Origin of the sequence: Rhizobacter koreensis, from assembly GCF_013366375.1 — a bacterium.
In the GTDB taxonomy this organism is placed as follows: Bacteria; Pseudomonadota; Gammaproteobacteria; order Burkholderiales; family Burkholderiaceae_C; genus Schlegelella_A; species Schlegelella_A koreensis.
Genome location: NZ_JABWMJ010000007.1, coordinates 178,476 through 204,033 on the forward strand (window position 1 = coordinate 178,476; position 25,558 = coordinate 204,033).

Below are 25,558 nucleotides of genomic sequence, written 5' to 3' on the forward strand. Positions count from 1 at the left end.
GAACGATGAAGCCCGCCCGCCTGCCCCGTCGCCGCGTGCGCGGCTTCACGCTGGTCGAGTCGATGGTCGTGGTCGCGATCGTCGGCGTGCTGTCGAGCATCGCGCTGCCGTCGATGGAAGGTCACGTGCTGCGCGCGCGGCGCAGCGACGCATTGGTCTCGCTGATGCGCGCCCAGCTCGCCGAGGAGCGCTGGCTCGCGAACTCGGCAGCGTTCGGAAGCCTCGCCGAGATCGGGGTGGCCGAGCGCTCGAGCGCCGGCCACTACACGCTCGAGCTCGCAGCGGCACCCGGCGGCTACCGCATCACCGCCACGGCGACAGGCGCGCAGACCCGCGACCGCGCGTGCCGCGTGCTGCGCGTGCAGATGGCGGGCGGCGACCTCACGTTCGCGTCGGGTTCCGACGCCGAGGTGGCGAACGACGCAGGACCGAACCGTGCGTGCTGGAACCGCTGAGCCGTGCCGGCGCGTCCGGGCGCCGCGACCGCGCGGTGCGGCATCGCATCGCGCTCGGGCGCGCTCCTCGCAGCGCGGCCTCTCGCTCGTCGAGCTGATGGTGAGCGCGGCGGTGTCGCTGGCCGTGGTCGCCGCCGGCTCGACCGTGCTCGCCGGAAGCTTCCACGAAGGTCGCGCGCTTCGCACCGAGACGCGGCTCTTGCAGGAGCTGCGCAGCGCCGGCGACGTGATCGGTCGCGACCTGCGACGGGCGGGCTATTGGGGCGACGCCACCGGTTCGCTCGCGCTGCACGCGACCGGGGCGCCGGCGTCGAACCCGTACACCGAACTCGTTCCCGCCGCGGCAGCGTCGGACGCGATCGCGTTCCGGCTCTCGCGCGACAGCCACGAGAACAACCACGTCGATCCGGACGAGCAGTACGGCTTTCGCCTGCGCCACGGCGTCATCGAGATTCAGCTGGGCGGCAGCAGCTGGCAGGCGCTGACCGACAGCAGCGCGGTCGTCGTCAGCACCTTCCGCATCACGCCGGCGAGCGGCGAGATCAGCCTCGAGGCGTATTGCGCGGAGCCGTGTGCCGCCGGCAGCACGACCTGCCCGCCGCGCCAGCAGGTGCGCAGCCTCGACGTGACGATCGGCGCGCGCTCGTCACTCGACCCGCGCGTCACACGCACCGTGCAGACCCGGGTGCGGCTGCGCAACGATCGCATCGTCGGGGCGTGCTCGTGAGCCGCTCGATGCAGCGGGGTGCGCCGCGCCCTCGTCAGGGCGGCGCGGCTGCCCTCTTGATGACGACGCTGCTGTTCTTCGCGATGCTGCTCGGCGTCGCCTACAGCCACCGCGAGCTGATCGTCGAGCAGCGCACCGCGGCGAATCAGGTGCGATCGACCCAGGCATTCGAGGCCGCCGAAGCCGGGCTCGAGTGGGTGATCGCGCGCATCAACGACAACCGCCGCATCGGCGACGACTGCGAGCCCCTCGGGGGCGGTGCCGCCTCGTTGCGCGACCGCTGGCTGCGCTTCGAGCCGGCCAGCCGGCGTCATCTGCCGATCACGTGGCACGACGGTGCGGGGGAGGTCCCGACCGAGGCGGCTTGCGTGCGCGGCGCGGACGGCTGGATCTGCCACTGCCCCGCCGGTGCGTTCGCGCTCGCGCCGCCGGCGGCCGCGGCTGCCGCCGCGTTCCGCGTGCACGTGATGCCCGGCGACCGACCCGGTGCGGTGCGCGTGGTGTCGAGCGGCTGTGTAGGCGTCGCCAACGCGTGCCGGGGCGCGGCCGACGAACTCGGCGCGACCGCCCGCCTCGAGGTCGCGCTCGGCCTGCTGCCGGCGCTGCGTAGCCTGCCGGTGGCGGCGCTCACCGCACGCGGCGACATCGCGAGCGGCGCCGGCTTCGCCGCGAAGAACGCCGATCCGTCGAGCGGCGTGGCGTTGCATGCAGGTGCGCGCATCGATGCCCCTCATGTGGAGCTCGCCGGCCCGGCAGGCAGCGCACTCGCCACCACGGCGATCGCCGGCGACGCCGCTGTCGCGGCGCAGCCGCCCGAGCGCCTCTTCGCCGCGCTGTTCGGCGCCGAGCCGGCGCGCTGGAGCACGCAGCCGAACGTGGTCGAGGTCGAGTGCGCGCTCGACTGCGCCGGCGCGCTGTCGCGGGCGCTGAGCGGCGGCGGCGAGAACGCCATCCTGCACGTCAGCGGCGACGCGTCGCTCGTCGGGCCCGTCACGCTCGGTTCGCCGCGCGCGCCGGTGCTGATCGTCGCCAGCGGCACGCTCGCGCTCAGCGGCGCGGTCTCGGTCCAGGGCGTGGTTTACGCCGGCGCGCTCGCCTGGACCGGCAGCGGCGGCGCCATCCACGGTGCGGCCATCAGCGAGAGCGACTACACCGGCAGCGGCTCGCCGAGCTTCGTCTACGACCCGCTCGTGCTCGAACGCTTGCGCGGGGCCGGCACCTTCGCGCGCGTCAGCGGAAGCTGGCGCGACTTCTGAGCGCTGCGAAAACCGCCCATGTCGATAAGACGGATCCGTCGCTGCGTCGATGGCAGCCGGCTCGCCGCTCGTCGCCGCGCCCGCAACGCGCCACCGAGGGCAACGAGCGCGTCGTCGGTTCTCCGCCGCGCGGTGGACGGCACGCGGAGGGCCAGCTTCGGCGCGGCCTCGGCCCGCTGCGATCGGCGCCGCGCGCCGCGCGACCAGCGCGGCAACACGCTGATCGAGGCGCTCGTCTCCTTCCTCGTCTTTGCGCTCGGACTCCTCGCGGTCGCCGGCCTGCAGCAGCGCCTGCGCCTCGACGCCGACATCGCGCGTCAGCGCAGCGAGGCTGCCCGGCTCGGCGTCGGCGAGATCGAGGGCGTGCGCGCGTTCGCCCAGCTCGCGTCGGCGCCCGGTATCGGCTCGTTCGACGCCATCGGCGCCCACTTGCGCAGTGTCGACCGCGTCGGCGGCCACGCGCTCAACACCCGCTACCGCATCGAGCGCCGCGTCGAGCACGCCGGCGCCGCGCTGAAGACGATCCGCGTCGACGTCGGATGGTCCGACCGCTTCGGCACCACCCGCAACCTCGCGCTCGACACCCTGGTCGCGCGCAGCGCGCCCGAGCTCTCCGGCGCTCTCGTGCTGCCGCGCACGGGGCCCACACTGCGCGGCGCGCGTGCGCGCAGCGCCATCGTGCCGCTCGGCGCACGCGACCTCGGCGACGGCCGCAGCGTGTTCAAGCCGGGCGAGTCGGGCGTGCTCGCCTACGTGTTCGACAACGTCTCGGGCGACATCGTCGCGCGCTGCACGGTCGATACCGCCACGCCCACCCGCTCGCTGACCGCGGCCGCACTCGGCGACTGCGACACGCTGCGCGGCCTGCTGCTGAGCGGCACGATCCGCTTTTCGGCAGGCGCCGACCCGGCAGCGGCGAACGACGCGCCGCTGCCGCTCGAGGTGACGCTCGCGCTCACCGGCGGCCGCTACCCCGCAGCAGCCACGTGCACCACCGAGGCAACGAAAAGCGTGCAGGCCGAGCTCGGCGGGGTGCTGCAGACGACGCTGGTGCCGTTGCCAGCCACGCCGGCGTCGCTCGGCGCGAGCCGCTGGCTCGAGCTCGGCGAGCGCTTCGTCGCCTACCACTGCGTGATCGAGCCGCTCGCGAGCGGGCGCTGGTCGGGGCGCCTCACGCTGCGGCTGGCCGGCTGGCGCATCGGGAACGCGAACACCGAGCGCCGCGTCTGCCGCTACAGCCCCGACCTCGACGGCAGCGGTGCGATCGACCGGCCGATCGAGCATCCCGCGAGCTACGTCGACGTCGCCGAGGCACTGTCGCAGCAGAACTACCTCGTGATCCCCGGCGACCGGTCGTGCCCGGACGGCGTCGCGTCCAACGGCGCCTTGGCGACGCTGCCGCATCAGCCATGAGGGCAGCACGACGGAACAAGTGCCTGGGAGATGCGGTGACGCTCGTGTCCGTGACCAGCGCCTTGACGCTGCGTCGGCGACGTTGCCGCATCAGCGGTCAGATCAGCCCGAGCTCAGCCGTGAAAATGCGCGGGTGACCACTGCCCCGATCTCCTCCGCCGAACTCGCCGCCATGGACCTCGCGCTGCAGCTCGCGCGCGCGTCGATCGGCGTCAGCGACCCCAACCCGCGCGTCGGCTGCGTGCTGCTCGGCGCTGGCCGCCGCGTGATCGGGCGCGGCCACACGCAGGCCGCCGGCTCGGCGCACGCCGAGGTGATGGCCTTGCGCGATGCGGCCGCGCAAGGCGAGTCGACGCGCGGCGCGATCGCGGTCGTGACGCTCGAGCCATGTGCCCATCACGGACGCACGCCGCCGTGCTGCGATGCCCTCGTCGCGGCCGGCATCGCGCGCGTCGTCTACGCCGTCGAGGACCCCAACCCCGTCGGCGGCGGCGGCGCACAGCGTTTGCGCGACGCCGGCATCGAGGTCGTCAGCGGGGCGGGCGCCGAGGCATCGCGCGAGCTCAATATCGGCTTCTTCTCGCGCATGCAGCGTGGCCGGCCGTGGCTCCGCCTCAAGGTCGCGGTGTCGCTCGACGGGCGCAGCGCACTCGCCAACGGCCGGAGCCAGTGGATCACCGGGCCACTCGCGCGCGCCGACGGCCACGCCTGGCGCAAGCGCGCCGGCGCCGTGCTGACGGGGGTCGGCACGATCAGCGACGACGACCCGCGCCTCGACGTCCGTCTCGTCGACACCGCCGTGCAGCCGCTGCGGGTGGTGGTGGACTCGCGCCTTGCCATCGATCCGGCCGCGCGCATCCTCGACGCGCCCGGCGAGGCGCTCGTCTACACGGCGCAACCCGACCCGCTCCGCGCCGCCGAGCTGCGCGCCCGCCACGTCGCGATCGAAGCCGTCCCGGGGCCGAACGGCAAGGTCGACCTCGCCGCGATGCTCGACGACCTTGGCGGCCGCGGCATCAACGAGCTGCACGTCGAAGCCGGCCACAAGCTCAACGGCTCGTTCATCCGCGAAGGCCTCGTCGACGAGTACCTCGTCTACGTCGCGCCCAAGCTGCTCGGCCTCGGCCGCGAGCTCGCGACCTTCGGCCCGCTCGAGTCGCTCACCGACGGCGTGCAGCTGCGCTTCGTCGACGTCACGCCGATCGGCGACGACCTGCGGATCCTGGCGCGGCCTGCTGGCTGACGCCCGCAGCGGCACCCGGCCAGCCGAGCGGTCAACGCACTTCAAGGCGAGCGCGCCGCCGGTACGCAGCCAGCCGCGCCCCTCCGACCCGCGTGACGCGTACGGCAAGTCCTTCTGCCGTCCGCTGACACAATCGACGCCATGTTCACCGGCATCATCAGCGCGCTCGGCCGCATCGTCGACGTGCGCGCGCTCGGCAGCGGCGCCGAGCACGGCAATCGCCTCACGGTCGAAGCGCCGCCCGGCTACCTCGACGACGTGCAGATCGGCGACAGCATCGCGATCAACGGCGCCTGCATGACCGCGGTCGCGCTCGACCGCGACGGCAGCCGCTTCGCGATCGACGTGTCGGCCGAAAGCCTCGACAAGACCTCGGGGCTCGGCACGGTCGGCCCGGTGAACCTCGAGAAGTCGATCCGTCCCAACGAGCGCCTCGGCGGCCATCTGGTGAGCGGCCACGTCGACGGCGTCGGCCGGATCAGCCACTTCGCGCCGGTGGGCGAGTCGACCGAGCTGCGCGTCGACGCGCCGCGCGAGCTGGCGCGCTTTCTCGCCCGCAAGGGCTCGATCGCGGTCAACGGCGTCAGCCTCACCGTCAACGACGTCGTCGATCGCGCCGACGCGTGCACGTTCAGCGTCAACGTGATTCCGCACACGCTCGCCGCGACGACGCTCGGCGCGCTCGCGGTCGGCGACCGCGTCAACCTCGAGATCGACCTCATCGCGCGCTACGTCGATCGCATGCTCGAGGCACGCCGGATCGGCTGAGGCGCCGACCCGTTCGGCCGTCACCGAACGAGCGACGCCGGTCCGTCCGCGACCGCGCTGCCCCGAGGCCAATCGCACCCGGATCATCTCGAGGTGCGAGCCCGCAGCCCGGTCGCCCGGGCGCCCGGGTCCCCGCACCCACGTCGCAGCGCCGTTCGTCAAGCGGAGTCGTTGCGCGGAGCGAGCGGCGCACCCGGACCATCGGGGCAGTCGAGCGACGCACCCGCGTGCTGCGCGTTGCCCCTCCCGCAGCACCCCCCCAAGCCCCGTGCATAGAATCGCGGATGCTGATTTCCCCGGTTCCCGAGCTCGTTGCCGAACTGGCAGCGGGTCGCATGGTGATCCTCGTCGACGAGGAAGACCGAGAGAACGAAGGTGATCTCGTGCTGGCGGCCGACCATGTCACGCCCGACGCGATCAACTTCATGGCGCGTTTCGGGCGCGGCCTGATCTGCCTCACGCTCACCCGCGAACGCTGCGAACGCCTGCAGCTGCCGCCAATGACGACGCGCAACGGCACCCGCCACGGCACCGCCTTCACGGTGTCGATCGAGGCGGCGACCGGCGTGACCACCGGCATCTCGGCCGCCGACCGGGCGCGCACGGTGCAGGCCGCCGTCAAGCGCGACGCTAAGGCCAGCGACCTGGTGCAGCCGGGTCACATCTTCCCGCTGCAGGCGCAGGACGGCGGCGTGCTGATGCGCGCCGGACATACCGAGGCCGGCTGCGACCTCGCCGCGATGGCCGGTCTCACGCCGGCCGCGGTGATCTGCGAAGTCATGAACGAGGACGGCACGATGGCGCGCCTGCCCGACCTCATGACGTTCGCCGAGACGCACGGCCTCAAGATCGGCACCATCGCGAGCCTCATCGAATATCGCAGCCGCAACGAGTCGCTGATCGACCGCCTCGGCCAGCGGAAGCTCCTCACCGCGCAGGGCGAGTTCGACTGCACCGCGTTTCGCGATCGCTCCGGCGGCCTGCACCTCGCGCTGACGCACGGCCGCTGGTCCGCCGGCGACAGCGTGCCGGTGCGCGTCCACGAGCCGCTCTCGGTGATGGACCTGCTCGACGCCGGCCCCGGCGACCATTCGTGGCCGCTGCCGCGCGCCCTGGCGGCGCTGCAGGCGCGGCCGTACGGCGTCGCGGTGCTGCTCAACTGCGGTGAAGGCGTCGAGGATCTGCTGCCGCACGTGCTGGCGCGCAGCCGCGGCGCGCGCGGCCCCGCCGACCGCATGGACCTTCGCACCTACGGCGTCGGCGCACAGATCCTGCGCGAGCTCGGCGTCGGCCGCATGGAGCTGCTCGGCAGCCCGCGCCGCATGCCGAGCATGACCGGGTACGGCCTCGAGGTGGTCGGCTTCATCGCCGACGAACCAACCCTCGCGATGCCGCTCGCCGAGACGCATGCAGCAGGCTGACCTCGGAGCGCCGGGCGACCTCGACGGCAGTGGTCTGCGCGTCGCCATCGTCCAGGCCCGCTTCAACGCGCCGATCACCGGCCAGCTCGCCGAGAGCTGCTTCGCCGAGCTGCACGCCCTCGGCGTCGCGCCGGCCGACGTCCGCCACGTCACGGTGCCGGGTGCGCTCGAGATCGGCGTCGCGCTCGCCGCGCTTGCCGAGACCGACGACTACGACGCGCTGATCGCGCTCGGCTGCATCATCCGCGGCGAGACCTACCACTTCGAGCTCGTCGCCAACGAGAGCGGCGCCGCGGTCACGCGGGTCGGCCTCGACCATGGGGTGCCGATCGCCAACGCGGTGCTCACGGTCGAGAACGAGCAGCAGGCGTGGGCGCGTGCCGCCGACAAGGGCCGCGACGCCGCGCGGGTCGCGGTCGAGATGGCCAACCTTCTCGAGAGCCTGCGATGAGCGAGCCCGTGCAACCCGGCAACGACGAGGTCGACGCCCGCGCCGACGATGCGGGTGTCGCTGCCAAGGTCGCCAAGCCGAAGTCGGCACGCCGACGCTCGCGCGAGTTCGCGCTGCAGGGCCTCTACGAGTGGCTGGTCAGCCGCTCGGACGCCGGCTTGATCGACGCCCACGTGCGCGAGCAGGCCGACTTCGCCAAGTGCGATCGCGCGCATTTCGAGAAGCTCCTGCACGGCTGCATCCGCGACGCCGCGACGATCGACGCGCTGCTCGCGCGTCACGTCGACCGCAAGACCTCGCAGCTCTCGCCGATCGAGCACGGGGTGCTGATGATCGGCTGCTACGAGCTCACCCACTGCATCGAGATCCCGTACAAGGTCGCGATCAACGAGGCGGTCGAGCTCGCCAAGAGCTTCGGCGGCACCGACGGCCACAAGTACGTCAATGGCGTGCTCGACAAGGCGGCGATCGAGCTGCGCGCGGTCGAGGTCGAGGCGGCGCGCAACGCACGCGGCGCGCGGCCGGCGCGCCCGGGGCGCTGACCGCATGCCGCGTCGTGCCGGGCCGGGGCTCGCGGCCCCCGCATGAGCGAGGCGGCCGATGCGGTGTTCCGCACCGCGCTTCGCATCTACTGGGAGGACACCGACGCCGGCGGCATCGTGTTCTATGCCAACTACCTCAAGTTCTTCGAGCGCGCGCGCACCGAATGGCTGCGCACCCGTGGCGTCGAGCAGGAAGCGCTGCGCACCCGGCGCGGCATCGTCTTCGTGGTGACCGAGACCGCCCTGCGTTATCGCGCACCGGCGCGCCTCGACGACGTGATCGACGTGAGCGTCGACGTGGTCCATGCCGGTCAGGCCAGCATGCGCTTCGCCCAGCAGGCGCGGCGGGGCCCTGAATTGCTGGTCGACGCGACGATCCGGGTCGGCTGCGTCGACGCCGGAACCTTGCGGCCGAGCCGTATTCCCAACGATGTGCTGGATGCCCTGAGGACGGGTTCCCGATGAACCAGGATTTTTCGATTCTCACGCTCGTCACCCAGGCGAGCTTCGTCGTCCAGGTGGTGATGGCGGGCCTCATGCTCGCGTCGCTCGCGAGCTGGACGGTGATCTTCGGCAAGCTCGTCGGCCTGCGTCGGGTGCGCGCCGGCAACGAGGAGTTCGAGCGCGACTTCTGGGCCGGCAAGAACCTCAACGACCTTTACGACGATGCGATCCGCCAGCCCGAGCGCGCGCCGATGGGGCGCATCTTCGCGTCGGGCATGCGCGAGTTCTTCAAGCTGCGCGAGAAGCGCGTCACCGACGGCGGCGCCCTCCTCGACGGCGCTCGCCGCGCGATGCGCGCGAGCTTCCAGCGCGAGATGGACAGCGTCGAGTCGAACCTGTCGTTCCTCGCCTCGGTCGGCTCGGTGTCGCCGTACGTCGGCCTGTTCGGCACGGTGTGGGGAATCATGCATGCGTTCGTGGGCCTCTCGAACATGACGCAGGTGACGCTCGCCACGGTCGCTCCCGGGATCGCCGAGGCACTGGTCGCCACGGCGATCGGCCTCTTCGCGGCGATTCCGGCGGTGATCGCCTACAACCGCTTCGCGCGCGACATCGACCGCATCGCGATCCAGCTCGAGACCTTCATCGAGGAGTTCTCGAACATCCTGCAGCGCAACGCCGGCAGCCTGCCGGACGCCACCCGATAGCGGAGGGACCATGCCGGCCGTCAGCCAGCGCACCGCCTCGCGCCGCCGCACGATCAACGAGATCAACATGGTCCCGTTCATCGACGTGATGCTGGTGCTGCTGATCATCTTCATGGTCACGGCACCGCTCATCACCACCGGCATGATCGACCTGCCGAGCGTCGGCAAGAGTGCGCAGCGACCCGAGCACGTGATCGAGCTCGTGGTCGAGAGCGACGAGAGCCTGCGCCTCAGGGTCGACGGCAAGGACAGCGGCGACGCCGTCTCGATGAACTCGCTGCGCGCGCGCGTGTTGCAGGCCCAGGCCGGTGACGCGAAGACGCCGGTCGTGATCTCGGCCGACAAGGGGGTCCGCTACGACGTCGTCGTGAAGGCGATGGACGTGCTGCAGCGGGCCGGCATCGAGCGCGTGGGCCTTTCGGTGAAGAACGGCGGCGGCTGAACGATGAGCGGCCAGCTCGCGCACGACGCCTTCGCACCGCGCTCGACCGACGGGCACGGCCCCGGCGCGCTGCTCGCGCTGCTGGTCCATGCGCTGCTGATCGTCGCGATCGCGATCGGCGTCAACTGGCGCAGCCGCGACCCGGAGGGTGCGAGTGCCGAGTTGTGGGCCAGCGTGCCGCAGGCGGCGGCGCCGCGCGCTGCCGAGACGCCGCCGCCGCCCGCGCGCACCGATCCCACGCCCGCGCCGCCGCCGCGACCCGACCCGCCGGTCGAACGACGCGCACCGCCGCCGCCGCCCGAACCGCCGAAGCGGGCGGTGCCGGAGCCGGCTGCGCGGGCCCAGCCCAAGCCGCCCGACGCCCGCGCGGCCGACGCCAAAATCGCGCTCGAGCGCGCGCGCGAGGAAAAGCGCCGCGAAGAGGCCGAGCGGGCCGCCGCCGCCAAGCGGGCCGCCCTCGAGCGCGAGGACAAGCGCCGCGAGGACGCCGAGCATCGTCGCGCCGCCGAGCGCGAGAAGCAGCGCGAGCAGCAGCGCCTCGCCCAGCAGCGCGAACGCGAGCAGGCCGCCGAGCGCGAACGCGAGCGCGCCGAGCAGCAGAAGCAGGCGCAGCGCGAACGCGCCGAGCAGCTCAAGGCCGAACAGCGCAAGGCCGAGCAGCAGAAGCGCCTGGCCGCCGAACAGGCGGAGAAGAAAGCCGAAGCGGAGCGGGCGGCGGCAGCCGCGCGCGCCAAAGCCGAGGAGGCGAAGGAAGCGGCAGCACGTGAGAAGCAACGCGCAGAGACACTCGCGCGCCTGCAGCAACGCGCCGGCAACGGCGAAGCCGATTCACCCGGCACCGCCGCGCGCTCGTCGGGGCCCTCGGCGGGTTATGCCGGCCGCATCAAGGCGCGCATCAAGCCGAACATCGTGTTCACCGGCGACGTGCAGGGCAACCCGACGGCCAGCATCGAGGTACGTGTCGCGCCCGACGGCACCATCGTCGGCCGCAAGCTGCTCAAGAGCAGCGGCAACGCCGCATGGGACGAGGCGGTGCTGCGCGCGATCGAGAAGACGGAGGTCCTGCCGAAGGACATCGATGGCCGCGTGCCGCCAAGCATGTCGATCGATTTCCGGCCGCGCGAGTAGCCGACGCCCTCCGGCTGCCAATGCCGGCGGCGCCGGGCGACTCAAGGCTCCAGCTTCAACGCGTCGACATACCCCAGGCTGCGGCTCTGCGTGTTGTCGGCGTCCGCGCCGACCGCGACGCCGAACAGCGGCGGCACCTCGCGGCTTTCGTCGCCGAACAGGCGGATGAAGTCGGCGACGATGTCGCGCCGCTCGCTGAGCCACTCACGGCGGTGCGCATCGCCGCTTTCGAGCACCACCGTGCGGATGCGCCGCGTGTAGGCGTTGTCGAGCTGGGTGCCTGGCGCGAGGCCGGTGTCCCACACGTAGCAGATCGTCGCGGCCGGAATCGGCTCGCGGCTGCGCGCCCGCGCGTAGCGCAGCAGCTGGCGCTCGATGAACGGCACCCGCTCGAGCGCAAGGTCGAACGACACGCAGACCTTGAGCGACGCGTCGTCGCCGGCGCGCGTCCGCAGGTCCGCGCCATCGACGAGCTGATCGACGCGCCATTGCCACGACAGGTGCGCGTGCGTGACCTCGGCGGCGAGCGGATGCACCAGATTGCCGAACGAACGCACCGCTTCGACGCGCAGCGCACGCCGGCCGTCGAGCTCGGCGAGCGCGAAGCGGGTGAACGGCTTGGTCTGGTTCGGCAGACCCGCGACGTGCCACGGCCCGGGGAACGGCGCGGGGACCTCCGGAAACGGCTCCAGCGCCGGCACCTCGGCGATCTCGGCGCTGGCGGAGGCGAGCGGGAGCGCAGTGCAGATGCTGATGAGGACGCGACGCAGCATGCAGGAGCGGGCCAGAGTCAGTCGGCCGCGTTGAGAGCACGCGGCATGCCGAGTGCGCCGCCGCGGCACGCATCGAGTGCCGCCAGGTGTCCAATCTCGCTCCTGCAGCCGGTGCCGGCGCGAGCACTTCCCCTCCCGCGATGGGCGCCAGCACGCCGCCCGCTGCTCAGGGCATCCCAGCGCCCACGGTCTGGCGCACGGGAATGCCGGCGGGGTCGAAGCCTTCGAGGCAGAACACGTTGACCCCGAAGTGATCGGGCGTGACGCGCTTTCGATGGAAGGGATAGATCCCGCACACCTTGCAGAAGTAGTGGCGTGCGGTGTGGGTGTGGAAGCGGTACTCGGTGAGGTGCTCGTCGCCGGCCAAGAGGCGCAGACGGCTCTCCGGAACCTTCACCATCACTGCGTTCTTGCGCCGGCAGATCGAGCAGTCGCAGGTCGTGAGCTCGGGAAAGTCGCTCTCGATCGAGAAGCGCACCGCGCCGCAATGGCAGCTGCCGAAGAAGGTCTGCAACGCGGGTTCGGACATGACGACAGGGGCGGCGTGCGGAATGCGCGACGCGATGTTTGCACATCGGCCCGTCCGGACGAGCGCCGGTCGACGGCCGGCGGCGCGCGGCGCGCGGCGCGCCGATTCGTGCCACCGGGCGTGTCCGCCCACGCCCGCCGCGTCAAATCGTGGGAGTCGCCGCCTCGAGCGCGCTGCCCACCTTCGCGCGCCGCTCGACCAGCCAGGCGATCAGCTCTGCCGCCGGCAGCGCCGGGGCGAACACGAAGCCCTGCAGCTCGTCGCACGCGGCCGCGCGCAACTCGGCGGCAACCGCCTCGGTTTCCACTCCCTCGGCGACCACCTGCAAGCCGAGCGTGTGACCGAGTCCGACGATCGCGCGGGTGATCGCGAGATCGGCCGGGTCGTCGAGCACGCGCCGCACGAACGAGCGGTCGATCTTCAGGCGGTCGATCGGGAAGCGGTTGAGGTAATTCAGGCTCGAGTAGCCGGTACCGAAGTCGTCGACCGAGAGCTTGACGCCCAGGCGCTTGAGCGCGTGCAGCTGCGCCAGCGTCTCCTCGACGGCCTCCATCAGGGTCGACTCGGTGAGCTCGAGCTCGAGCGCGGCCGGCTCGACGCCGAACTCGGCGAGAGCGGCATCGAGCGTCCCGACCAGCGCCGGATCGCGCAGCTGCAGCGCCGAGACGTTGATCGAGATCGGGATCGCGCCGTACCCGGCCGCCTTCCACGCCGCATGCTGGCGGCACGCCTCGCGCACCACCCAGGCACCGATCGGGACGATGAGACGCGACTCCTCGGCAATCGGGATGAACTCGGCCGGCTGCACGCAGCCGAGCTCGGGCGAGTCCCAGCGCAGCAGCGCCTCGACCGCGACCATGCGCCCGCTCGCGGCGGCGACGCGCGGCTGGTAGTGCAAGGCGAGCTCGCTCCGGTCGGCCGCATGGCGCAGGCGCGATTCGAGGCGCAGCCGCTTGTGCGCGCGCTCGTTGAGCTCGGGGGTGAAGAACTGCACGCCGTCGCGGCCGAGCGCCTTCGCCTGGTACATCGCGACGTCGGCGTGGCGCATCACCTCGTCGAGGTCGCGCGAGTCGTCCGGGTACATCGAGATGCCGACGCTGCAGGTGACGTGCAGCTCGGCGCCGCCCGCGACGTGCGGCTGGCGGATCAGCGGCACCAGGCGACGCTCGACGATGCCGAGCACCTCGTCGGCGTCCTGGATGCCGTGCAGCGCGATCACGAACTCGTCGCCGCCGAGGCGGCTGACCGTGTCGCCGGTGCGCACCGCGTCGAGCAGGCGCGCCGAGACCGAGCGCAGCAGGCCGTCGCCGACGTGGTGGCCGAGCGAGTCGTTGATCGTCTTGAAGCGGTCGAGGTCGATGAACAGCACCGCGACGCGGTTCGACTCGCGCTTGGCGTGCTGCATCGCCATGCGCAGGCGCTCGGTGAAGAGCAGCCGGTTCGGCAGGCCCGTGAGCACGTCGTGGTGGGCAAGGAAGTGGATGCGCTCCTCGCTCGCCTTGCGGTCGGTGATGTCCAGGAGGGTCCAGATGTAATGCGAGATGCCGCTCTGGCCGTCGCGCACGGCGCTGACGACGAGCCACGCCGGGTAGCTGGTCTCGGAGCGGCGCCGCACCTGCACCTCGCCCTGCCACGAGCCGCGCCGGTCGACGATCGGCCAGATGCCCGGAAAGCGCGCGCTGTGCTCGTCGGTCAGCAGCAGCTCGGGCCGGTCGCCGAGCACCTCGCCGGCCTCGTGGTCGGTGTGGCGGCAGAACGCGCGGTTCACCGAGAGGATCCGGTGGTCGCCGTCGATGATCATGATCCCTTCGGACGACGCCTCGAACACCTTGGCCCAGAGCTCGAGCCGGCGCTCCATCACCTTGATCTGGTTGATCGGCGTGAACGCGGTCAGCACCGCGTCGCGGCCCTGGTACATGAGGCGACGCGCCGAGAGCAGCGCCCACGCCGGCTCGCGGCCGCCCTTCCAGCGCACCTCGAACTCGTCGACCTGCTCGCGGTCGGCGAGCTGCTGGAAGAAACGGCGCCGCACCGCGCCGTCGAGGCCGCTCGCCCACGGGTCGGTCGCGCGGCCGCCGAGCCACGCTTCGGCCGGCCGGTTGGCGTGCAGCACCTCGTGACCCGGGATCGCCGTCACCACCATCGGGATCGGCGTCGACTCGAGAAGCAACTGCTGCGCCTCGGACGCGCGCGTGGTCGCGGCAAGCTCCTGCTGCACCTCGCGCTGGTGGTCGAGCTGCTGCAGCATGTCGTTGAACGCGCGCACCAGGCGGCCGATCTCGTCGCTGCTCTGCCAGTGGGCGCGCAGCCCGTAGTCGCCGCTCGAGCGCACCCGCTCGGCGACGCCGCTGAGGCGGCGCAGCGGCCGCGTGATCTGGCTGGCGACGAAGAACACCGCGCTCAGCAGCACGAGCAGCATCACGAGCGCGGTGCCGAGGTGCAGCCACATCCGCGCGAAGAAGCCGTCGATGCGTGCCTCGAGCAGGCGGTCGAGCTCGGCCGAGCCGGCCTGCCACGCGCGCTCGAGGCTCGCGAGCAGGGCGAGTTCGGCGCTGCGCAGGGGCGTCGCGTCGCCGGCGTCGCCACCCTCGCGCGGCGCGGCGGCGGGGCCGGCGCTGGCGGCCTCGAGACGGGCCCGGCTCGCCGCGCGGAAACGCTCGATGCTCGCCATCAGCGCGGTCTGCGCGGGCTGCAGCGCGGCGGCCAGGCGCGGATCGGACGCCGCCGCGAAGCCCTCGGCCTGATCCGACTCGATGCCCTTGGCGACCGCCGTCAGGCGTCCTTCGAGGATGAGGTAGCGCGTGCTCGCCTCGTGCGGCGGCAGCGGCCGGCCATCGGCCGACGCGCCGAGCAGCTCGTGGATGCTGGCGACGATCTCGGTCAGCTCGGGATAGCGCAGCAGCACCACCGACATCGTGTAGTAGCTGTCGAGGTCGGGGTCGAGGATGAGGTTCGACTGGTTGCCGACCCGCGTGATCAGCGCGCGTGCCTGCTCGAGCGCGTGCTGCTGCACCGGCGCCGACGCGACGCGCGGCGCGCCGGCATGCGCGGCGAGGCGGCGCAGCTCGTTGGCAAGCACGCGGCTCGCCTCGAGGGTCTGCATGCCGGTGCCCCAGCGCCGCTCGGCCGTCTCGATCGCCGCGGCCCGATGCTCGAGCTCGGAGCCGCTCGCCGCGCCGGGCTCGCGCCGCGCGATCGCGAGCAAGGCGTCGCGCGCCTCGGCGATGTAGGCGTTGCCGGCGAGTTCCTTGCGCGCGAAGTCGATCGCGATGAACTTCTCGTGGATCAGGATCCCGCTGATGAAGATCACCGCCGACAGGTCGAGCAGGTAGATCAGCATCAGCTTGCGGCTGACGCTGAACCGGGCGAGCAGTCGGGTCACGAAGGCGATCATCGGTGGGCGTTGCAGCGGCGGTGGCGCAGATGGGGCGAGGCGAGCGGTGGCAAGGCCACCCGAAGCGGCTGCACCTCCGCTTTTCGGCGCCGTGAGCGAAAACTTTCGGGCTCGCCGAGTGCTGCGGCCATCGATCGCAACGCCCGTGCCAGCGCCCGCGCCTGAGCAGGGCCATCCTTGGGGCCGTCCGAGGCTTCGTCGACCGCCATCGGCACCCGGCGGCGAGCCCGGGTGCGGCGTGCCTCGACTCAGAGCGCGCAGCTTCGAAAGCCGAAGAAGCCGTCGTCGCGCTCGGGCGCTTGGAAGTTGCGGAAGGTGGGGCTCAGCAGGCGGCGCCGGGTCGCGAACGAGGCGCCGCGCAGCACGCGGGTGCGCCCGAACCCGGCCGGCGCGCCGCCGCGGTAGGGCGCGACGACGAAGCCGGGGTACGGCCGGAACGTGCTCGCGGTCCATTCCCACACCGCGCCGAACGCGAACCCGCGCGACGCGCCCTGGCGCGCGGCGGCCTCCCACTCGACCTCGGTCGGCAGGCGCCGCCCGGCCCAGCGGCACCAAGCCTCGGCTTCGAACGCGTTGACGTGCACCACCGGCTGGTTCGGCGGCACCCGCACCAGCTGACCGAAGCGGCGCTGCAGCACGCCGTGGCGCATCTGGTCGACGTGGCGCGGTGTGCGTCGCCCGCTGCGCTCGAGCCAGTCGCGCCCCTGCGCGCTCCAGTGCGCCGCCTCGTCGTAGCCGCCGTCCTCGACGAACTCGCCGTACTCGGCCCAGGTGACCGGCTGGGCGTCGATCTCGAACTCGGGGATCGCCACCTCGTGCGGCGGCTTCTCGTTGTCGAACACGAAGCCGCTGGCGGCGCTGCCGACGCGCCAGCGCGCGGCCGGGTAGAGCAACGGCGGCCGTGGCGCAGTGGTCGGCGCGGTCGCCACGAGCTTCGTGTCGACGCCGATCGTCTGGGCCAGCGTCGCGAACGCCTCGAACTGCAGGTCTTCATGGAACAGCGCGACGCGATAGAAGTAGAGCGCCGCGTCGGTCTCGGGGCTGCCGTCGAGGAGGTCGAGCGTGGTCTCGAGCGTCGCCGCCAGGTACTGCCGCGTCGCCTGCGCGTCCGGCAGGTCGGCAGGCGCCGGCGCATTCGCCCGCTCGTAGAGCTGGTCGGCGCCGCCGAGCACCGACGGCAGGCGCGGCAGCGCGCCGTCGGCCCGCTCGCCGCGCGCGCGCTGCGCGTTGCGGGCGATCCAGTACTCCTGGAACCAGCCCACGTGTCCGGCAAGCCAGAGCGGCGAGCGCTGCTCCGGATCATCGACGACCGGCGTGCCCAGCCGCTCGGGGCCGAGCGCCGACTCGAACGCGGCGAGCCAGCGCAGGGTGTGGTTGCGCGCGTCCATCAGCGCGAGCGAGAGCAGCCCCTTGCCCGCGTTCTGCGCATGGGCGAAATCGAGTTCGGAAGGCTGGAGGTCGAGCACGGCGGATCGGCGGGTGGGGGCGATCCTACCGCCGCGCGCCCGCCGGCCCGGGCGCTCCGCGCCGCTACCGGGCTCGGACGCCGGCGGGGTCGGCGTCGGGTATCTTCGGCCGCTCGCCAGGGAGGTGTCGCCACATGTGGGACCAGGTGCTTCGCACGCTTCAACACGAGTTCTCCGATGTCCCCGACGTCGAGCAGCTCACGCGCATCGTGCTGCGCTTCGTGCTCGCCGTCGTGCTCGGCGCGCTGATCGGCTACGACCGCGAGCGCGCCGAGAGCACCGCGGGCCTGCGCACCCACATGCTGGTCGCGCTCGGCACGGCGATGTTCGTGCTCGTGTCGCAGCAGGCCGGGCTCGACGCCGAGGGCATGAGCCGCGTCATCCAGGGCCTGCTCGCCGGCATCGGCTTCCTGGGAGCCGGGGCGGTCATCAAGCTCAGCGAGACGGGGCAGGTGCGCGGGCTCACCACCGCGGCCGGACTGTGGTCGACCGCCGCGATCGGCATGACGGTCGGGCTCGGCCGCGAGATGACCGCGGTGATCGCGACCCTGTTCGTGCTCGCCATCCTTGCCCTCGTGCTGCGCTGGGAGCACTACGCCGAGCTCAAGCAGGGCGCGCGCCGCAACGAGCACGCGACGACCGAGGACTGAGCCGCGGCGCGGCGCGCCACTGGCCGAGCCGATCGCGGGTCGCGTCGGGCTCCTCGCCGGATCGCCGACCGCCGGTCCCCGCCCGCCGGCTCCGGACGGGGCGGCACGGCGCTTTCCTACATCGAGGCTCCCAAGCGCTGGCTAATCTCGCCGCACTTGCCCATCGGGCGCACCAGGAGACGACGATGACGAAGCCCACCGACACCCGGATCGAGGCCCTGCGCGTGCGCAGCCTCGCGGCGCTCGCCGGCAGCGCGCTGGCGCTCGCCGCGGCCGGCGCCTTCGCGGCCGACAAGGCGCCCGCCGACTCGCGTTACCAGCAGGAGCGCTCGGTGTGCACCGGCGGCATGTCGCAGCAGGACCGCGCGACCTGCCTGCGCGAGGCCGGCGCCGCCAAGGACGAGGCACGTCGCGGCCAGCTCTCGAACGGCACCTCGGGCGCGTCGCGCGACGCCAACGCGACCGATCGCTGCAACGCGCTGCCGGCCAAGGATCGCGCCGACTGCGTCGCGCGCATCCAGGGCCCGCAGGCGGCCAACCAGCGCACCCAGACCTCGGGCAGCGTCGCCGGCGGCGGCGTGCTGCGCGAGACGACGACCACCACGACGACCATCACGACCATTCCCGGCGGCAGCGCGGCCCCGGCGAGTCCGGCGCGCTGAGCGCGGCCATGGGCGGGGGTCGGCGCGCCCGTGCAAGGCCGATGACGGCTCGAGGGGGCTCGTAGGGGCGCTGGCGGCGACGCGGGGCCGCGCTCGGCGGCGCGCCCGACAATAGGCGCCCTCCCCGATCTCCGTCCGTCCCGCGCCATGTCGACCTCGCCCGCTCCCGTCCGTCTCACCTCGCTGTCGCACGGAGGCGGCTGCGGCTGCAAGATCGCGCCGGGCGTGCTCTCGCAGATCCTGCGCGGCAGCGCCGGGCTGCCGGTGCCGCCCGAGCTGCTGGTCGGCATCGAGACCGCCGACGACGCCGCGGTCTACCGCCTGAACGACGAGCAGGCGCTGGTCGCGACGACGGACTTCTTCATGCCGATCGTCGACGACCCGTACGACTTCGGCCGCATCGCCGCGACCAACGCGATCAGCGACGTGTATGCGATGGGCGGGCGGCCGATCATGGCGCTGGCGCTGGTCGGCATGCCGATCAACGTGCTGCCGCTCGAGACGATCGGCCGCATCCTCGAAGGCGGCCGCGCCGTCTGCGCCGCCGCGGGCATCCCGGTCGCCGGCGGCCACTCGATCGACTCGGTCGAGCCGATCTACGGCCTGGTGGTGCTCGGGCTCGTGCACCCCGACCGCGTCAAGCGCAACGCCGGCGCGCGCGCCGGCGACGCGCTGGTGCTCGGCAAGCCGCTCGGCGTGGGCGTGCTGTCGGCCGCGCTCAAGAAGGACCGCCTCGACGGCGCCGGCTACGACCGCATGATCGCCAGCACGACCCGGCTCAACACGCCGGGCGTCCCGCTCGCCGAGCTCGCCGGCGTGCACGCGCTCACCGACGTCACCGGCTTCGGCCTCGCCGGCCACGCGCTCGAGCTGGCGCGCGGCGCCGGCTGCCGCGTCGCGATCAACTGGGAGCAGGTGCCGCTGATCGAAGGCGCGCGCGCCTTGGCGGCAGGCGGCGCGATCACCGGCGCGTCGGCGCGCAACTGGGCGAGCTACGGCGCCGAGGTCGTGCTGCCGGACGGGTTCGAAGCGGTCGACCAGGCCCTCCTCACCGACCCGCAGACCAGCGGCGGCCTGCTCGTCGCCTGCGCGCCCGATGCCGTGACGAGCGTGCTCGACATCTTCAAGCGCGAAGGCTTCGCGAGCGCCGCCGTCATCGGCGCGGTCGAGGCGGGGCCGGCCGAGCTCGTCGTCCGCTGAGCCGCGCCGGACCGCTTCGGCCGCGCGCCGCCATGGCAGCGATCCACATCACGGACATCGAGGCGGCCATCAACTGGTGGCGCGAGCGCTCGCCCTCGCCCGACGGCATCACCGCATGCCGCGAGGTGCTGGCGCTCGCCGAGGTCTACGCCCTCCTCGTCTACTACCACGAGGAAGGCTGCGACGAGGCGTCGATGCCGCCGGCGGCGCACGACGCCTGGCTCGCTTGGTACGCGACGACGCCCGACGCGCCCTGCATCGCGATCTGCTCGACGACGCAGGGCGACGCGGTCTGCAAGGGCTGCGGCCGCACCTTCGACGAGGTGCAGCACTGGCCGCGCATGACGCCCGCCGAAAAGCGCACGACGTGGCGCCGCATCACGCTCGACGGCACCGCCTGGCGCTTCAACCGCTACGCCGAACGCGCCCCGGACGTCACGACGGCCGCGGCCCCGACCGCCGCTGCAGCGGCCGCCCCGGCAAGCGACCCGCCGGCATGACGCGGCCGACGCTGCTCGACGCCGCCCGCCGCATCGCCCCGCTCGCCTGGCCGGTGTTCGTCGGCCAGGTCGCCGTGCTCGCGTTCAGCACGGTCGACACGCTGATGGTCGCGCGCGTCGGCGCGCTCGACCTCGCCGCCCTCGCGATCGGCGCGTCGGCGTACATCTCGATCTTCATCGGCCTCATGGGCGTGGTGCTCGCCGTGGGTCCGATCAGCGGCCAGCTGTTCGGCGGCGGGCGCTTTCGCGAGTGCGGCGAGACGCTGCGCCAGGCGATCTGGCTCGCGCTCGGCCTCTCGGTGGTCGGTTGCGCGCTGCTGCTGTTCCCGCGCCCGTTCCTCGAACTCGCGCACGCGCCGCCCGAGGTCGCCGGCAAGGTACGCAGCTATCTCGCCGGACTTGCGTTCGCGCTGCCGCCGGCGCTGCTGTTCACCGCGTACCGCGGCTTCAACATCGCGTTGTCGAGGCCGCGTGCGGTGATGGTGCTGCAGCTCGGCGCGCTCGTGGTCAAGGTGCCGCTGACGGCGCTGTTCGTGTTCGGCGTCGACCTGCCGGCGCCGCTCGCCGGCCTCGCGATCCCTGCCCTCGGCGCACCCGGATGCGGCATCGCCACCGCGATCGTGATGGCGCTGCAGATGCTCGCGGCCGGCTGGATGCTGCGCCGCGACCCGTTCTACGCCCCGTTCGAGCTCGGCGGCGGCATCGGCCGGCCGCGCCGTGCCGAGATCGGCGCCCTCCTGCGGCTCGGCATCCCGATGGGCGGCTCGATCCTGATCGAGGTCACCGGCTTCACCTTCATGGCGTTCTTCGTCTCGCGCATCGGCACCTCGGCCGTCGCCGGCCACCAGATCACCGTCAACGTGGTCGCGCTGATCTTCATGCTGCCGCTCGCGATCGCCAACGCGGCGAGCACGCTGGTCGCGCAGCGCGTGGGCGCCGGCGACCACCGCGACGCGCGGCGCCTCGCCTGGCACTCGCTCGAGCTCGGCACCCTGATCGCGCTCGGCGTTGCGGCGTCGGTGTTCGTGCTGCGCGATCCGATCACGCGGCTCTACACGAGCGACCCGGTGATCGTCGCGGCCGCCCTGCCGCTGCTCGCCTGGGCCGCCCTCTTCCACCTCGCCGACGCCGCGCAGACGATCGCCGCGTTCGTGCTGCGGGCCTACCGCATCGCGACCGTGCCGCTGGTGGTCTACGCGGTCGCGATCTGGGGCGTCGGCCTGGGCGGCGGCTACGCGCTGGTGTTCGGCGGCATCGCCGGCGTGCCGGCCTGGCTGCACGGCGCGCGCGGGTTCTGGGTCGCCGCGACCGCCGGGCTCTTCATCGCGGCGTTCGGCATGGCGGGGTACCTGGCGCGGCTGCTGCGGCGCCAGCGCGCGGCGCGCGTCGAGGCACCGGCCACGGCGGCGTAGACGCCCCTACCGCCGAGCTCCCGAGCCCGCGTTTCAGCCTCCGGCGTCGCCCGGCAGCTCGATCACGAAGCGGCTGCCCCCGCCGTCGCGCGCTTCGCAGCGCACGCTGCCGCCGTGGCGCTCGACGATCTGCTTGACGAGGCTGAGGCCGAGGCCGACGCCGCCGGCCTGCTCGGCATGCCCCGGCAGGCGAAAGAACGGCTCGAAGATGCGCTCGCGCATGCCCTCGGGAACGCCCGGCCCGCGGTCCGACACCGCGACCTGCACGCGCGCCGGTGCACCGGCCGCGTCGGCAAGGCGCGCGGTCGCGACGCCGATGTCGCCCCCACCGTAGCGGCGCGCGTTCTCGAGCAGGTTGCGCAACGCGCGGCGCAGCAGGCGCTCGTCGCCGTTCACGAACACTGCGGGGCCTTCGACCGCGGCGTCGATGCGTGCGGCTTCCTCGGCCGCGAGGCCGAGGAGGTCGATGCGCTCGTGCTGCAGCATGTCGTGGCGCGCGTCGAGGCGGCTCGCGAGAAGCACCTCCTCGACCAGCGCGTCGAGCTCGGCGACGTTGTGGTCGATCTCGCGCTTGAGCGACTCGCGCTGCGCGGGACTCGCGTCGTCGAGCATCGAGACCGCCATCTTCATGCGGGCGAGCGGCGAACGCAGCTCGTGGCTCGCGTTGGCCAGCAGCGAGCGGTGCGCCTGCACCAGCGCCTGCACGCGCTCGGCGGCGACGTTGAAGCTCGCCGCCACGGCGGCCACCTCGTCGCTGCCGGAGGCGTCGACCCGATGGTCGAGCGCACCCTCGCCGAACTGCTCGACACCGCGCTTGAGCGTCTCCAGGCGACGCGTCAGGCGCCGCACCACCGGGTAGGCCGCCGCCGAGACGGCGGCGAACAGCACGATCAGCAGCACCAGCAGCCCCGCGCTGCGCTGCCACTCGGCCGGCACGAACGGCAGCAGCGGCGGCGGCAGGCGGCGCCGCTCGGCGCCCGAGCGGCCGCGCCACGCGTCGTCGCCGCGCTCGGCCGTCGCCTCGACGGTCACACCCGAGCCGGCGACGTCGGGCGAGCGCTCGGCAAGCGAGCGCCCGTCGGCCCGTGGGCTTGCGGCCGCGCTGGCGCGGCCCGGCCGCTCGGCGTCGCCGCGACTGCGCTCGCCGCCACGCTCGCGCGCTTCGCGGTTCGCCTGGCGCCACCCGCCGCGGATCAGCCACAGCGTGCGGCCGTCGTCGAGGTGCAGCGCGTACGGCCTGCCGAGGCCCTCGGCCATGCGGCGGTCGAACGATTCGGAGCTGCCGATGCGGATGCCCTTGGCATCGTCGAGCGCCATCGGCAGGCGCAATCGGTTCGACCATTCGCGAACGGCGTCCAGCTGCACCGCGGGCGGCTGGTCGGCGCCCGGCAGCGAGCGCTCGAGGAGATCGCCCCAGGCCTCCAAGCGCTCGTTGACGGCGACGTCGACCTGCGCGCGCTCCTGCTCGATGCGGCGCTGGAACAGCCAGCCCGAGCCGAACGCGAACAGCAGCAGGACCGCGACCAGCGTCGCGTAGATGCGCAGGTAGAGGCTCTTCACGTCAGGCCGCGGGGGCGCGCGCGTCCTGATCGGCGTCCTGCTTCCTCGCGAACACGTAGCCGGCGCCGCGCACCGTGAGCACGCGGCGCGGCATCTTCGGGTCGTCCTCGATCACCGAGCGGATGCGCGAGATGTGCACGTCGATCGAGCGGTCGAACGCTTCGAGCGGATGGCCCTTGAGCGCGTCCATGATCTGGTCGCGCGAGAGCACGCGGCCGGGGCTCTGCGCGAGCACCACGAGCAGGTCGAATTGGTGCCCGGTCAGGTCGCACACCTTGCCGTCGAGCCGCGCGACGCGCGCGCCGAGGTCGATCTCGAGGCGGCCGAAGCGCATCACGTCGTCGCCGGCGGCGTGCGGGCTGGCGCGCCGCAGCAGCGCCTTCACGCGCGCCAGCAGCTCGCGCGGCTCGAACGGCTTGGTCAGGTAGTCGTCGGCGCCGAGTTCGAGGCCGACGATGCGGTCGAGCGGCTCGCCGCGCGCGGTGAGCATCAGGAGCGGCAGCTGACGCGTGCGCGGATCGGCGCGCAGCGCCCGGCACAGGTCGAGGCCATCGCCGTCCGGCAGCATCAGGTCGAGGATCAGCGCGTCGTAGGTGTGAGCCGCCAGCAGCTCGCGCCCTTCGGCGAGCGAGCCGGCGGCCGTGACCTCGAAGCCGGCCTGGCCGAGGTAGTCGCGAACCATCGACGACAGGCGGGCGTCGTCATCGATCAGCAGCAGTCTGGCGGTCATCGGCCGGCTTCTCCTTCGCTCTTCAACTCGTCGTCAGCGGCGCTCGCGTTCCAGGCGCTGCATGCGCTCCTGCATGCGGGCGGCGCGCTCCTTCATGCGCTCCCCGATCTTCGCGCGTTGCTCGGGAGTCAGCACGCGGCTGGCCTCGATCATCGCCTGCGTCATGCGCCGGCTCACCTGATCGCGGTGCGCCATCATCTCCTGGCGAACCTGCTCGGCGGCGCGTGCGTCGACCGTCGGCGCCGTGAAGATCTGCATCTGGCGCTGATGCAGATCGCGCGCAGGCTGGCGCTGCGCCTTCAGGTCGGCCGCCGCGGCGGCGTAAATCTGCTTGATCTGCGCGCGCTGCGCATCGGTCGCGTTGAGGCCGTCGAGCATGCGGTCGAGGTGCCGCCCCATGCGCTCGGGCGAGCTCGCCATCGCACCGTGATGCCCGTGGTGGCCGCCACCCATCATCGGCTGCGCGGACGCCGGCGTGGCGACGAGCCCGGCCGCCGCGATCAAGAGACCCGCCGCCATCATCTTCGCCGTCGCGACGCGGTCACCCCAAACGCCGACCGGCTTGCTTGCTTGCTCCATCTTCAACTCCTGACGCCCGAAGACATTCCGGGATAGAGACGATGCTCGGACCGACGCGTGAAGAGGCCTTGGCGAGGCGGTAAAGATCTGTGAACGCTGCTGCCGGGAAACGGCTTCACTGCGTCGGCGCTGCACGCGAGCGCCTCGGCACCGCGTACGCGAGCGGCGCCAGCGCAGCCTCGATGCGGGCGAGCTGGGCATCGGCGAGGAACTCGCGCAGCAGTGCCTGGAAGCGCGGATGACCGGCGCCCGAGACGATGTACTGCCAGCGGTACGCCTTGAGCACGCCGGCTGCGATGTCGTCGCGCCGCTCGCGAACCGCCGGCCCGGCGACCGCCACGAAGTAGTCGGCGTCGGCCACCGCCTGCGTCTGGAGGATGCCGTCGATGCCGCCGACCAGCTCGATCAGCTCGCCGACCGCGGCATCGCGCGCCTCGGGCGACATCAGCGCGTTCTCGCGGCGCCACTCGAGCTCGTCGATGATCGCGTGCTGCGACTCCTCCTTCCAATGGAACCGGAAGATGTCGCGGAACAGGTCCGAGAGGCCCGGCGCGGCGTCGATGCTCTCGCGGTAGTGCGCCTGCGAGAACAGCTCGATGTGGCAGGTGAGCGCGAGCACCGCCCAGGTGCTCTTGCCGAGTACGAAGGCGGCGACGTCGTTACCCGAAATGTCGAACCGATAGCCGTCGGGCATGCCCTCGGCGACGAGTCGCTCGACGCGCCGGAACAGCTCCTGATGCTTCAACTCCTCGTCGGTGAAGCGGACGATCGCCTCGAGCGCGGTCTGGTCGCCGAACCAGTGCACCCGGCTCAGCTCGAGCATCTTCGAGCCGATGAAGCGCTCGACAAGCCCGAACATGTTGGCGTAGGTGCGGCCCTGTACCTGGCCGAGGAAGCGCTGCGCCTCGGCGCCCACGAAGTCGAGCTCGTCGACGAGCGAGAGGCCGTCGGGCAGGAAGGTCTGCGAGAGGTCGAAGGTGCGGCCGCGGATCACGTCGCGGTCGATGTCCCAGCGCACGCGCTTGGAGGCTTCGATCGTCCTGGCATAGCGCGTGGTGTCGGTGCTGGTGTCGGTGGTGAGCATGGTGGGCTCCTCGGTGTCGGCG

26 protein-coding genes are annotated in these 25,558 nt (G+C 72.7%); 18 read left to right on the forward strand and 8 right to left on the reverse strand.

Translation table 11 applies throughout. The features are described from left to right. The first annotated feature begins 5 nt into the window (after window positions 1-5). From HQN59_RS15775 to tolA, 13 genes are all read left to right on the forward strand, one after another. Window positions 6-455 carry a type IV pilin protein gene (locus HQN59_RS15775; protein WP_176070077.1) on the forward strand — a complete coding sequence of 150 codons (450 nt, stop codon included), beginning with the start codon at window positions 6-8 and terminating at the stop codon, window positions 453-455. Beyond that, complete coding sequence (locus HQN59_RS15780) at window positions 436-1,182, forward strand: prepilin-type N-terminal cleavage/methylation domain-containing protein (RefSeq protein ID WP_217704167.1); 747 nt, start codon at window positions 436-438, stop codon at window positions 1,180-1,182. The genes HQN59_RS15775 and HQN59_RS15780 overlap by 20 nt, the downstream gene beginning before the upstream one ends. A gap of 8 nt (window positions 1,183-1,190) precedes the next feature. Continuing rightward, window positions 1,191-2,438 carry a pilus assembly PilX N-terminal domain-containing protein gene (locus tag HQN59_RS15785; RefSeq protein WP_259372736.1) on the forward strand — a complete coding sequence of 416 codons (1,248 nt, stop codon included), beginning with the start codon at window positions 1,191-1,193 and terminating at the stop codon, window positions 2,436-2,438. A 132-nt stretch (window positions 2,439-2,570) separates the two neighbouring features. Continuing rightward, window positions 2,571-3,851 (forward strand): prepilin-type N-terminal cleavage/methylation domain-containing protein, encoded by a 1,281-nt coding sequence (locus tag HQN59_RS15790; RefSeq protein WP_176070080.1) that lies wholly within the window; start codon window positions 2,571-2,573, stop codon window positions 3,849-3,851. 172 nt (window positions 3,852-4,023) lie between these two features. Beyond that, a complete protein-coding gene (gene ribD, locus HQN59_RS15795; RefSeq protein ID WP_176070219.1) occupies window positions 4,024-5,094 on the forward strand; it encodes a bifunctional diaminohydroxyphosphoribosylaminopyrimidine deaminase/5-amino-6-(5-phosphoribosylamino)uracil reductase RibD in 1,071 nt (356 codons plus the stop codon). 141 nt (window positions 5,095-5,235) lie between these two features. Further along, window positions 5,236-5,862 carry a riboflavin synthase gene (locus HQN59_RS15800; RefSeq protein ID WP_176070081.1) on the forward strand — a complete coding sequence of 209 codons (627 nt, stop codon included), beginning with the start codon at window positions 5,236-5,238 and terminating at the stop codon, window positions 5,860-5,862. Between the two features lie 284 nt (window positions 5,863-6,146). Then, on the forward strand, window positions 6,147-7,283 hold the full coding sequence (ribBA, locus tag HQN59_RS15805; RefSeq protein WP_176070082.1) for a bifunctional 3,4-dihydroxy-2-butanone-4-phosphate synthase/GTP cyclohydrolase II: 1,137 nt from the start codon (window positions 6,147-6,149) through the stop codon (window positions 7,281-7,283). Continuing rightward, the gene (gene ribH / locus HQN59_RS15810; protein WP_176070083.1) at window positions 7,270-7,734 is read left to right on the forward strand and encodes a 6,7-dimethyl-8-ribityllumazine synthase; all 465 of its coding nucleotides are present in this window, start codon (window positions 7,270-7,272) and stop codon (window positions 7,732-7,734) included. The genes ribBA and ribH overlap by 14 nt, the downstream gene beginning before the upstream one ends. Next, entirely contained in the window at window positions 7,731-8,276 is a 546-nt protein-coding gene (gene nusB / locus HQN59_RS15815; RefSeq protein WP_176070084.1) for a transcription antitermination factor NusB, read from the forward strand. The genes ribH and nusB overlap by 4 nt, the downstream gene beginning before the upstream one ends. A gap of 42 nt (window positions 8,277-8,318) precedes the next feature. After that, complete coding sequence (gene ybgC / locus HQN59_RS15820; RefSeq protein WP_176070085.1) at window positions 8,319-8,741, forward strand: tol-pal system-associated acyl-CoA thioesterase; 423 nt, start codon at window positions 8,319-8,321, stop codon at window positions 8,739-8,741. Continuing rightward, window positions 8,738-9,427, forward strand: a complete 690-nt coding sequence (gene tolQ / locus HQN59_RS15825) for a protein TolQ (RefSeq protein ID WP_176070086.1) — start codon at window positions 8,738-8,740, stop codon at window positions 9,425-9,427. The genes ybgC and tolQ overlap by 4 nt, the downstream gene beginning before the upstream one ends. Window positions 9,428-9,437: 10 nt before the next feature. After that, a complete protein-coding gene (locus tag HQN59_RS15830; protein WP_176070087.1) occupies window positions 9,438-9,869 on the forward strand; it encodes an ExbD/TolR family protein in 432 nt (143 codons plus the stop codon). A 3-nt stretch (window positions 9,870-9,872) separates the two neighbouring features. Beyond that, the gene (gene tolA, locus HQN59_RS15835) at window positions 9,873-10,997 is read left to right on the forward strand and encodes a cell envelope integrity protein TolA (RefSeq protein ID WP_176070088.1); all 1,125 of its coding nucleotides are present in this window, start codon (window positions 9,873-9,875) and stop codon (window positions 10,995-10,997) included. Between the two features lie 41 nt (window positions 10,998-11,038). Here the strand turns inward: tolA and HQN59_RS15840 are convergent, their stop codons facing one another. From HQN59_RS15840 to HQN59_RS15855, 4 genes are all read right to left on the reverse strand, one after another. Further along, a complete protein-coding gene (locus HQN59_RS15840; protein ID WP_176070089.1) occupies window positions 11,039-11,770 on the reverse strand; it encodes a DUF3047 domain-containing protein in 732 nt (243 codons plus the stop codon). A 166-nt stretch (window positions 11,771-11,936) separates the two neighbouring features. Then, window positions 11,937-12,299, reverse strand: a complete 363-nt coding sequence (locus HQN59_RS15845) for a GFA family protein (RefSeq protein WP_176070090.1) — start codon at window positions 12,297-12,299, stop codon at window positions 11,937-11,939. Between the two features lie 142 nt (window positions 12,300-12,441). Then, the gene (locus HQN59_RS15850) at window positions 12,442-15,693 is read right to left on the reverse strand and encodes a bifunctional diguanylate cyclase/phosphodiesterase (RefSeq protein WP_176070091.1); all 3,252 of its coding nucleotides are present in this window, start codon (window positions 15,691-15,693) and stop codon (window positions 12,442-12,444) included. Between the two features lie 248 nt (window positions 15,694-15,941). Further along, window positions 15,942-17,159 (reverse strand): SUMF1/EgtB/PvdO family nonheme iron enzyme, encoded by a 1,218-nt coding sequence (locus tag HQN59_RS15855; protein WP_342451221.1) that lies wholly within the window; start codon window positions 17,157-17,159, stop codon window positions 15,942-15,944. Window positions 17,160-17,293: 134 nt separating this feature from the next. Here HQN59_RS15855 and HQN59_RS15860 point away from each other — a divergent pair, with 134 nt between their 5' ends. From HQN59_RS15860 to HQN59_RS15880, 5 genes are all read left to right on the forward strand, one after another. Further along, a complete protein-coding gene (locus HQN59_RS15860) occupies window positions 17,294-17,809 on the forward strand; it encodes an MgtC/SapB family protein (protein WP_176070092.1) in 516 nt (171 codons plus the stop codon). A 185-nt stretch (window positions 17,810-17,994) separates the two neighbouring features. Continuing rightward, complete coding sequence (locus tag HQN59_RS15865; protein WP_176070093.1) at window positions 17,995-18,471, forward strand: hypothetical protein; 477 nt, start codon at window positions 17,995-17,997, stop codon at window positions 18,469-18,471. A gap of 147 nt (window positions 18,472-18,618) precedes the next feature. Beyond that, window positions 18,619-19,671 (forward strand): selenide, water dikinase SelD, encoded by a 1,053-nt coding sequence (gene selD, locus HQN59_RS15870; RefSeq protein ID WP_176070094.1) that lies wholly within the window; start codon window positions 18,619-18,621, stop codon window positions 19,669-19,671. A 32-nt stretch (window positions 19,672-19,703) separates the two neighbouring features. Then, window positions 19,704-20,171 (forward strand): DUF3717 domain-containing protein, encoded by a 468-nt coding sequence (locus HQN59_RS15875; RefSeq protein WP_176070095.1) that lies wholly within the window; start codon window positions 19,704-19,706, stop codon window positions 20,169-20,171. Then, window positions 20,168-21,583 carry an MATE family efflux transporter gene (locus tag HQN59_RS15880; protein WP_176070096.1) on the forward strand — a complete coding sequence of 472 codons (1,416 nt, stop codon included), beginning with the start codon at window positions 20,168-20,170 and terminating at the stop codon, window positions 21,581-21,583. The genes HQN59_RS15875 and HQN59_RS15880 overlap by 4 nt, the downstream gene beginning before the upstream one ends. 33 nt (window positions 21,584-21,616) lie before the next feature. Here HQN59_RS15880 and HQN59_RS15885 read toward each other — a convergent pair whose 3' ends face one another. The 4 genes from HQN59_RS15885 to HQN59_RS15900 form a co-directional block, all read right to left on the reverse strand. Next, window positions 21,617-23,143, reverse strand: a complete 1,527-nt coding sequence (locus HQN59_RS15885) for an ATP-binding protein (protein ID WP_176070097.1) — start codon at window positions 23,141-23,143, stop codon at window positions 21,617-21,619. A 1-nt stretch (window position 23,144) separates the two neighbouring features. Further along, on the reverse strand, window positions 23,145-23,873 hold the full coding sequence (locus HQN59_RS15890; RefSeq protein ID WP_176070098.1) for a response regulator: 729 nt from the start codon (window positions 23,871-23,873) through the stop codon (window positions 23,145-23,147). 33 nt (window positions 23,874-23,906) lie between these two features. Continuing rightward, on the reverse strand, window positions 23,907-24,452 hold the full coding sequence (locus HQN59_RS15895) for a Spy/CpxP family protein refolding chaperone (protein ID WP_176070099.1): 546 nt from the start codon (window positions 24,450-24,452) through the stop codon (window positions 23,907-23,909). A gap of 115 nt (window positions 24,453-24,567) precedes the next feature. Then, window positions 24,568-25,536, reverse strand: a complete 969-nt coding sequence (locus HQN59_RS15900; RefSeq protein WP_176070100.1) for a hypothetical protein — start codon at window positions 25,534-25,536, stop codon at window positions 24,568-24,570. Between the last annotated feature and the right edge of the window lie 22 nt (window positions 25,537-25,558).

Bases quoted from the DNA above. Each gene is read 5' to 3' on its own strand.
- HQN59_RS15775 (WP_176070077.1), top strand. From the start codon at position 6: ATGAAGCCCGCCCGCCTGCCCCGTCGCCGCGTGCGCGGCTTCACGCTG.
- HQN59_RS15785 (WP_259372736.1), top strand. From the start codon at position 1,191: ATGCAGCGGGGTGCGCCGCGCCCTCGTCAGGGCGGCGCGGCTGCCCTC.
- ribD (WP_176070219.1), top strand. From the start codon at position 4,024: ATGGACCTCGCGCTGCAGCTCGCGCGCGCGTCGATCGGCGTCAGCGAC.
- HQN59_RS15800 (WP_176070081.1), top strand. From the start codon at position 5,236: ATGTTCACCGGCATCATCAGCGCGCTCGGCCGCATCGTCGACGTGCGC.
- ribBA (WP_176070082.1), top strand. From the start codon at position 6,147: ATGCTGATTTCCCCGGTTCCCGAGCTCGTTGCCGAACTGGCAGCGGGT.
- ribH (WP_176070083.1), top strand. From the start codon at position 7,270: ATGCAGCAGGCTGACCTCGGAGCGCCGGGCGACCTCGACGGCAGTGGT.
- nusB (WP_176070084.1), top strand. From the start codon at position 7,731: ATGAGCGAGCCCGTGCAACCCGGCAACGACGAGGTCGACGCCCGCGCC.
- ybgC (WP_176070085.1), top strand. From the start codon at position 8,319: ATGAGCGAGGCGGCCGATGCGGTGTTCCGCACCGCGCTTCGCATCTAC.
- tolQ (WP_176070086.1), top strand. From the start codon at position 8,738: ATGAACCAGGATTTTTCGATTCTCACGCTCGTCACCCAGGCGAGCTTC.
- HQN59_RS15830 (WP_176070087.1), top strand. From the start codon at position 9,438: ATGCCGGCCGTCAGCCAGCGCACCGCCTCGCGCCGCCGCACGATCAAC.
- tolA (WP_176070088.1), top strand. From the start codon at position 9,873: ATGAGCGGCCAGCTCGCGCACGACGCCTTCGCACCGCGCTCGACCGAC.
- HQN59_RS15840 (WP_176070089.1), bottom strand. From the start codon at position 11,770: ATGCTGCGTCGCGTCCTCATCAGCATCTGCACTGCGCTCCCGCTCGCC.
- HQN59_RS15845 (WP_176070090.1), bottom strand. From the start codon at position 12,299: ATGTCCGAACCCGCGTTGCAGACCTTCTTCGGCAGCTGCCATTGCGGC.
- HQN59_RS15850 (WP_176070091.1), bottom strand. From the start codon at position 15,693: ATGATCGCCTTCGTGACCCGACTGCTCGCCCGGTTCAGCGTCAGCCGC.
- HQN59_RS15860 (WP_176070092.1), top strand. From the start codon at position 17,294: ATGTGGGACCAGGTGCTTCGCACGCTTCAACACGAGTTCTCCGATGTC.
- HQN59_RS15865 (WP_176070093.1), top strand. From the start codon at position 17,995: ATGACGAAGCCCACCGACACCCGGATCGAGGCCCTGCGCGTGCGCAGC.
- selD (WP_176070094.1), top strand. From the start codon at position 18,619: ATGTCGACCTCGCCCGCTCCCGTCCGTCTCACCTCGCTGTCGCACGGA.
- HQN59_RS15875 (WP_176070095.1), top strand. From the start codon at position 19,704: ATGGCAGCGATCCACATCACGGACATCGAGGCGGCCATCAACTGGTGG.
- HQN59_RS15880 (WP_176070096.1), top strand. From the start codon at position 20,168: ATGACGCGGCCGACGCTGCTCGACGCCGCCCGCCGCATCGCCCCGCTC.
- HQN59_RS15890 (WP_176070098.1), bottom strand. From the start codon at position 23,873: ATGACCGCCAGACTGCTGCTGATCGATGACGACGCCCGCCTGTCGTCG.
- HQN59_RS15895 (WP_176070099.1), bottom strand. From the start codon at position 24,452: ATGGAGCAAGCAAGCAAGCCGGTCGGCGTTTGGGGTGACCGCGTCGCG.
- HQN59_RS15900 (WP_176070100.1), bottom strand. From the start codon at position 25,536: ATGCTCACCACCGACACCAGCACCGACACCACGCGCTATGCCAGGACG.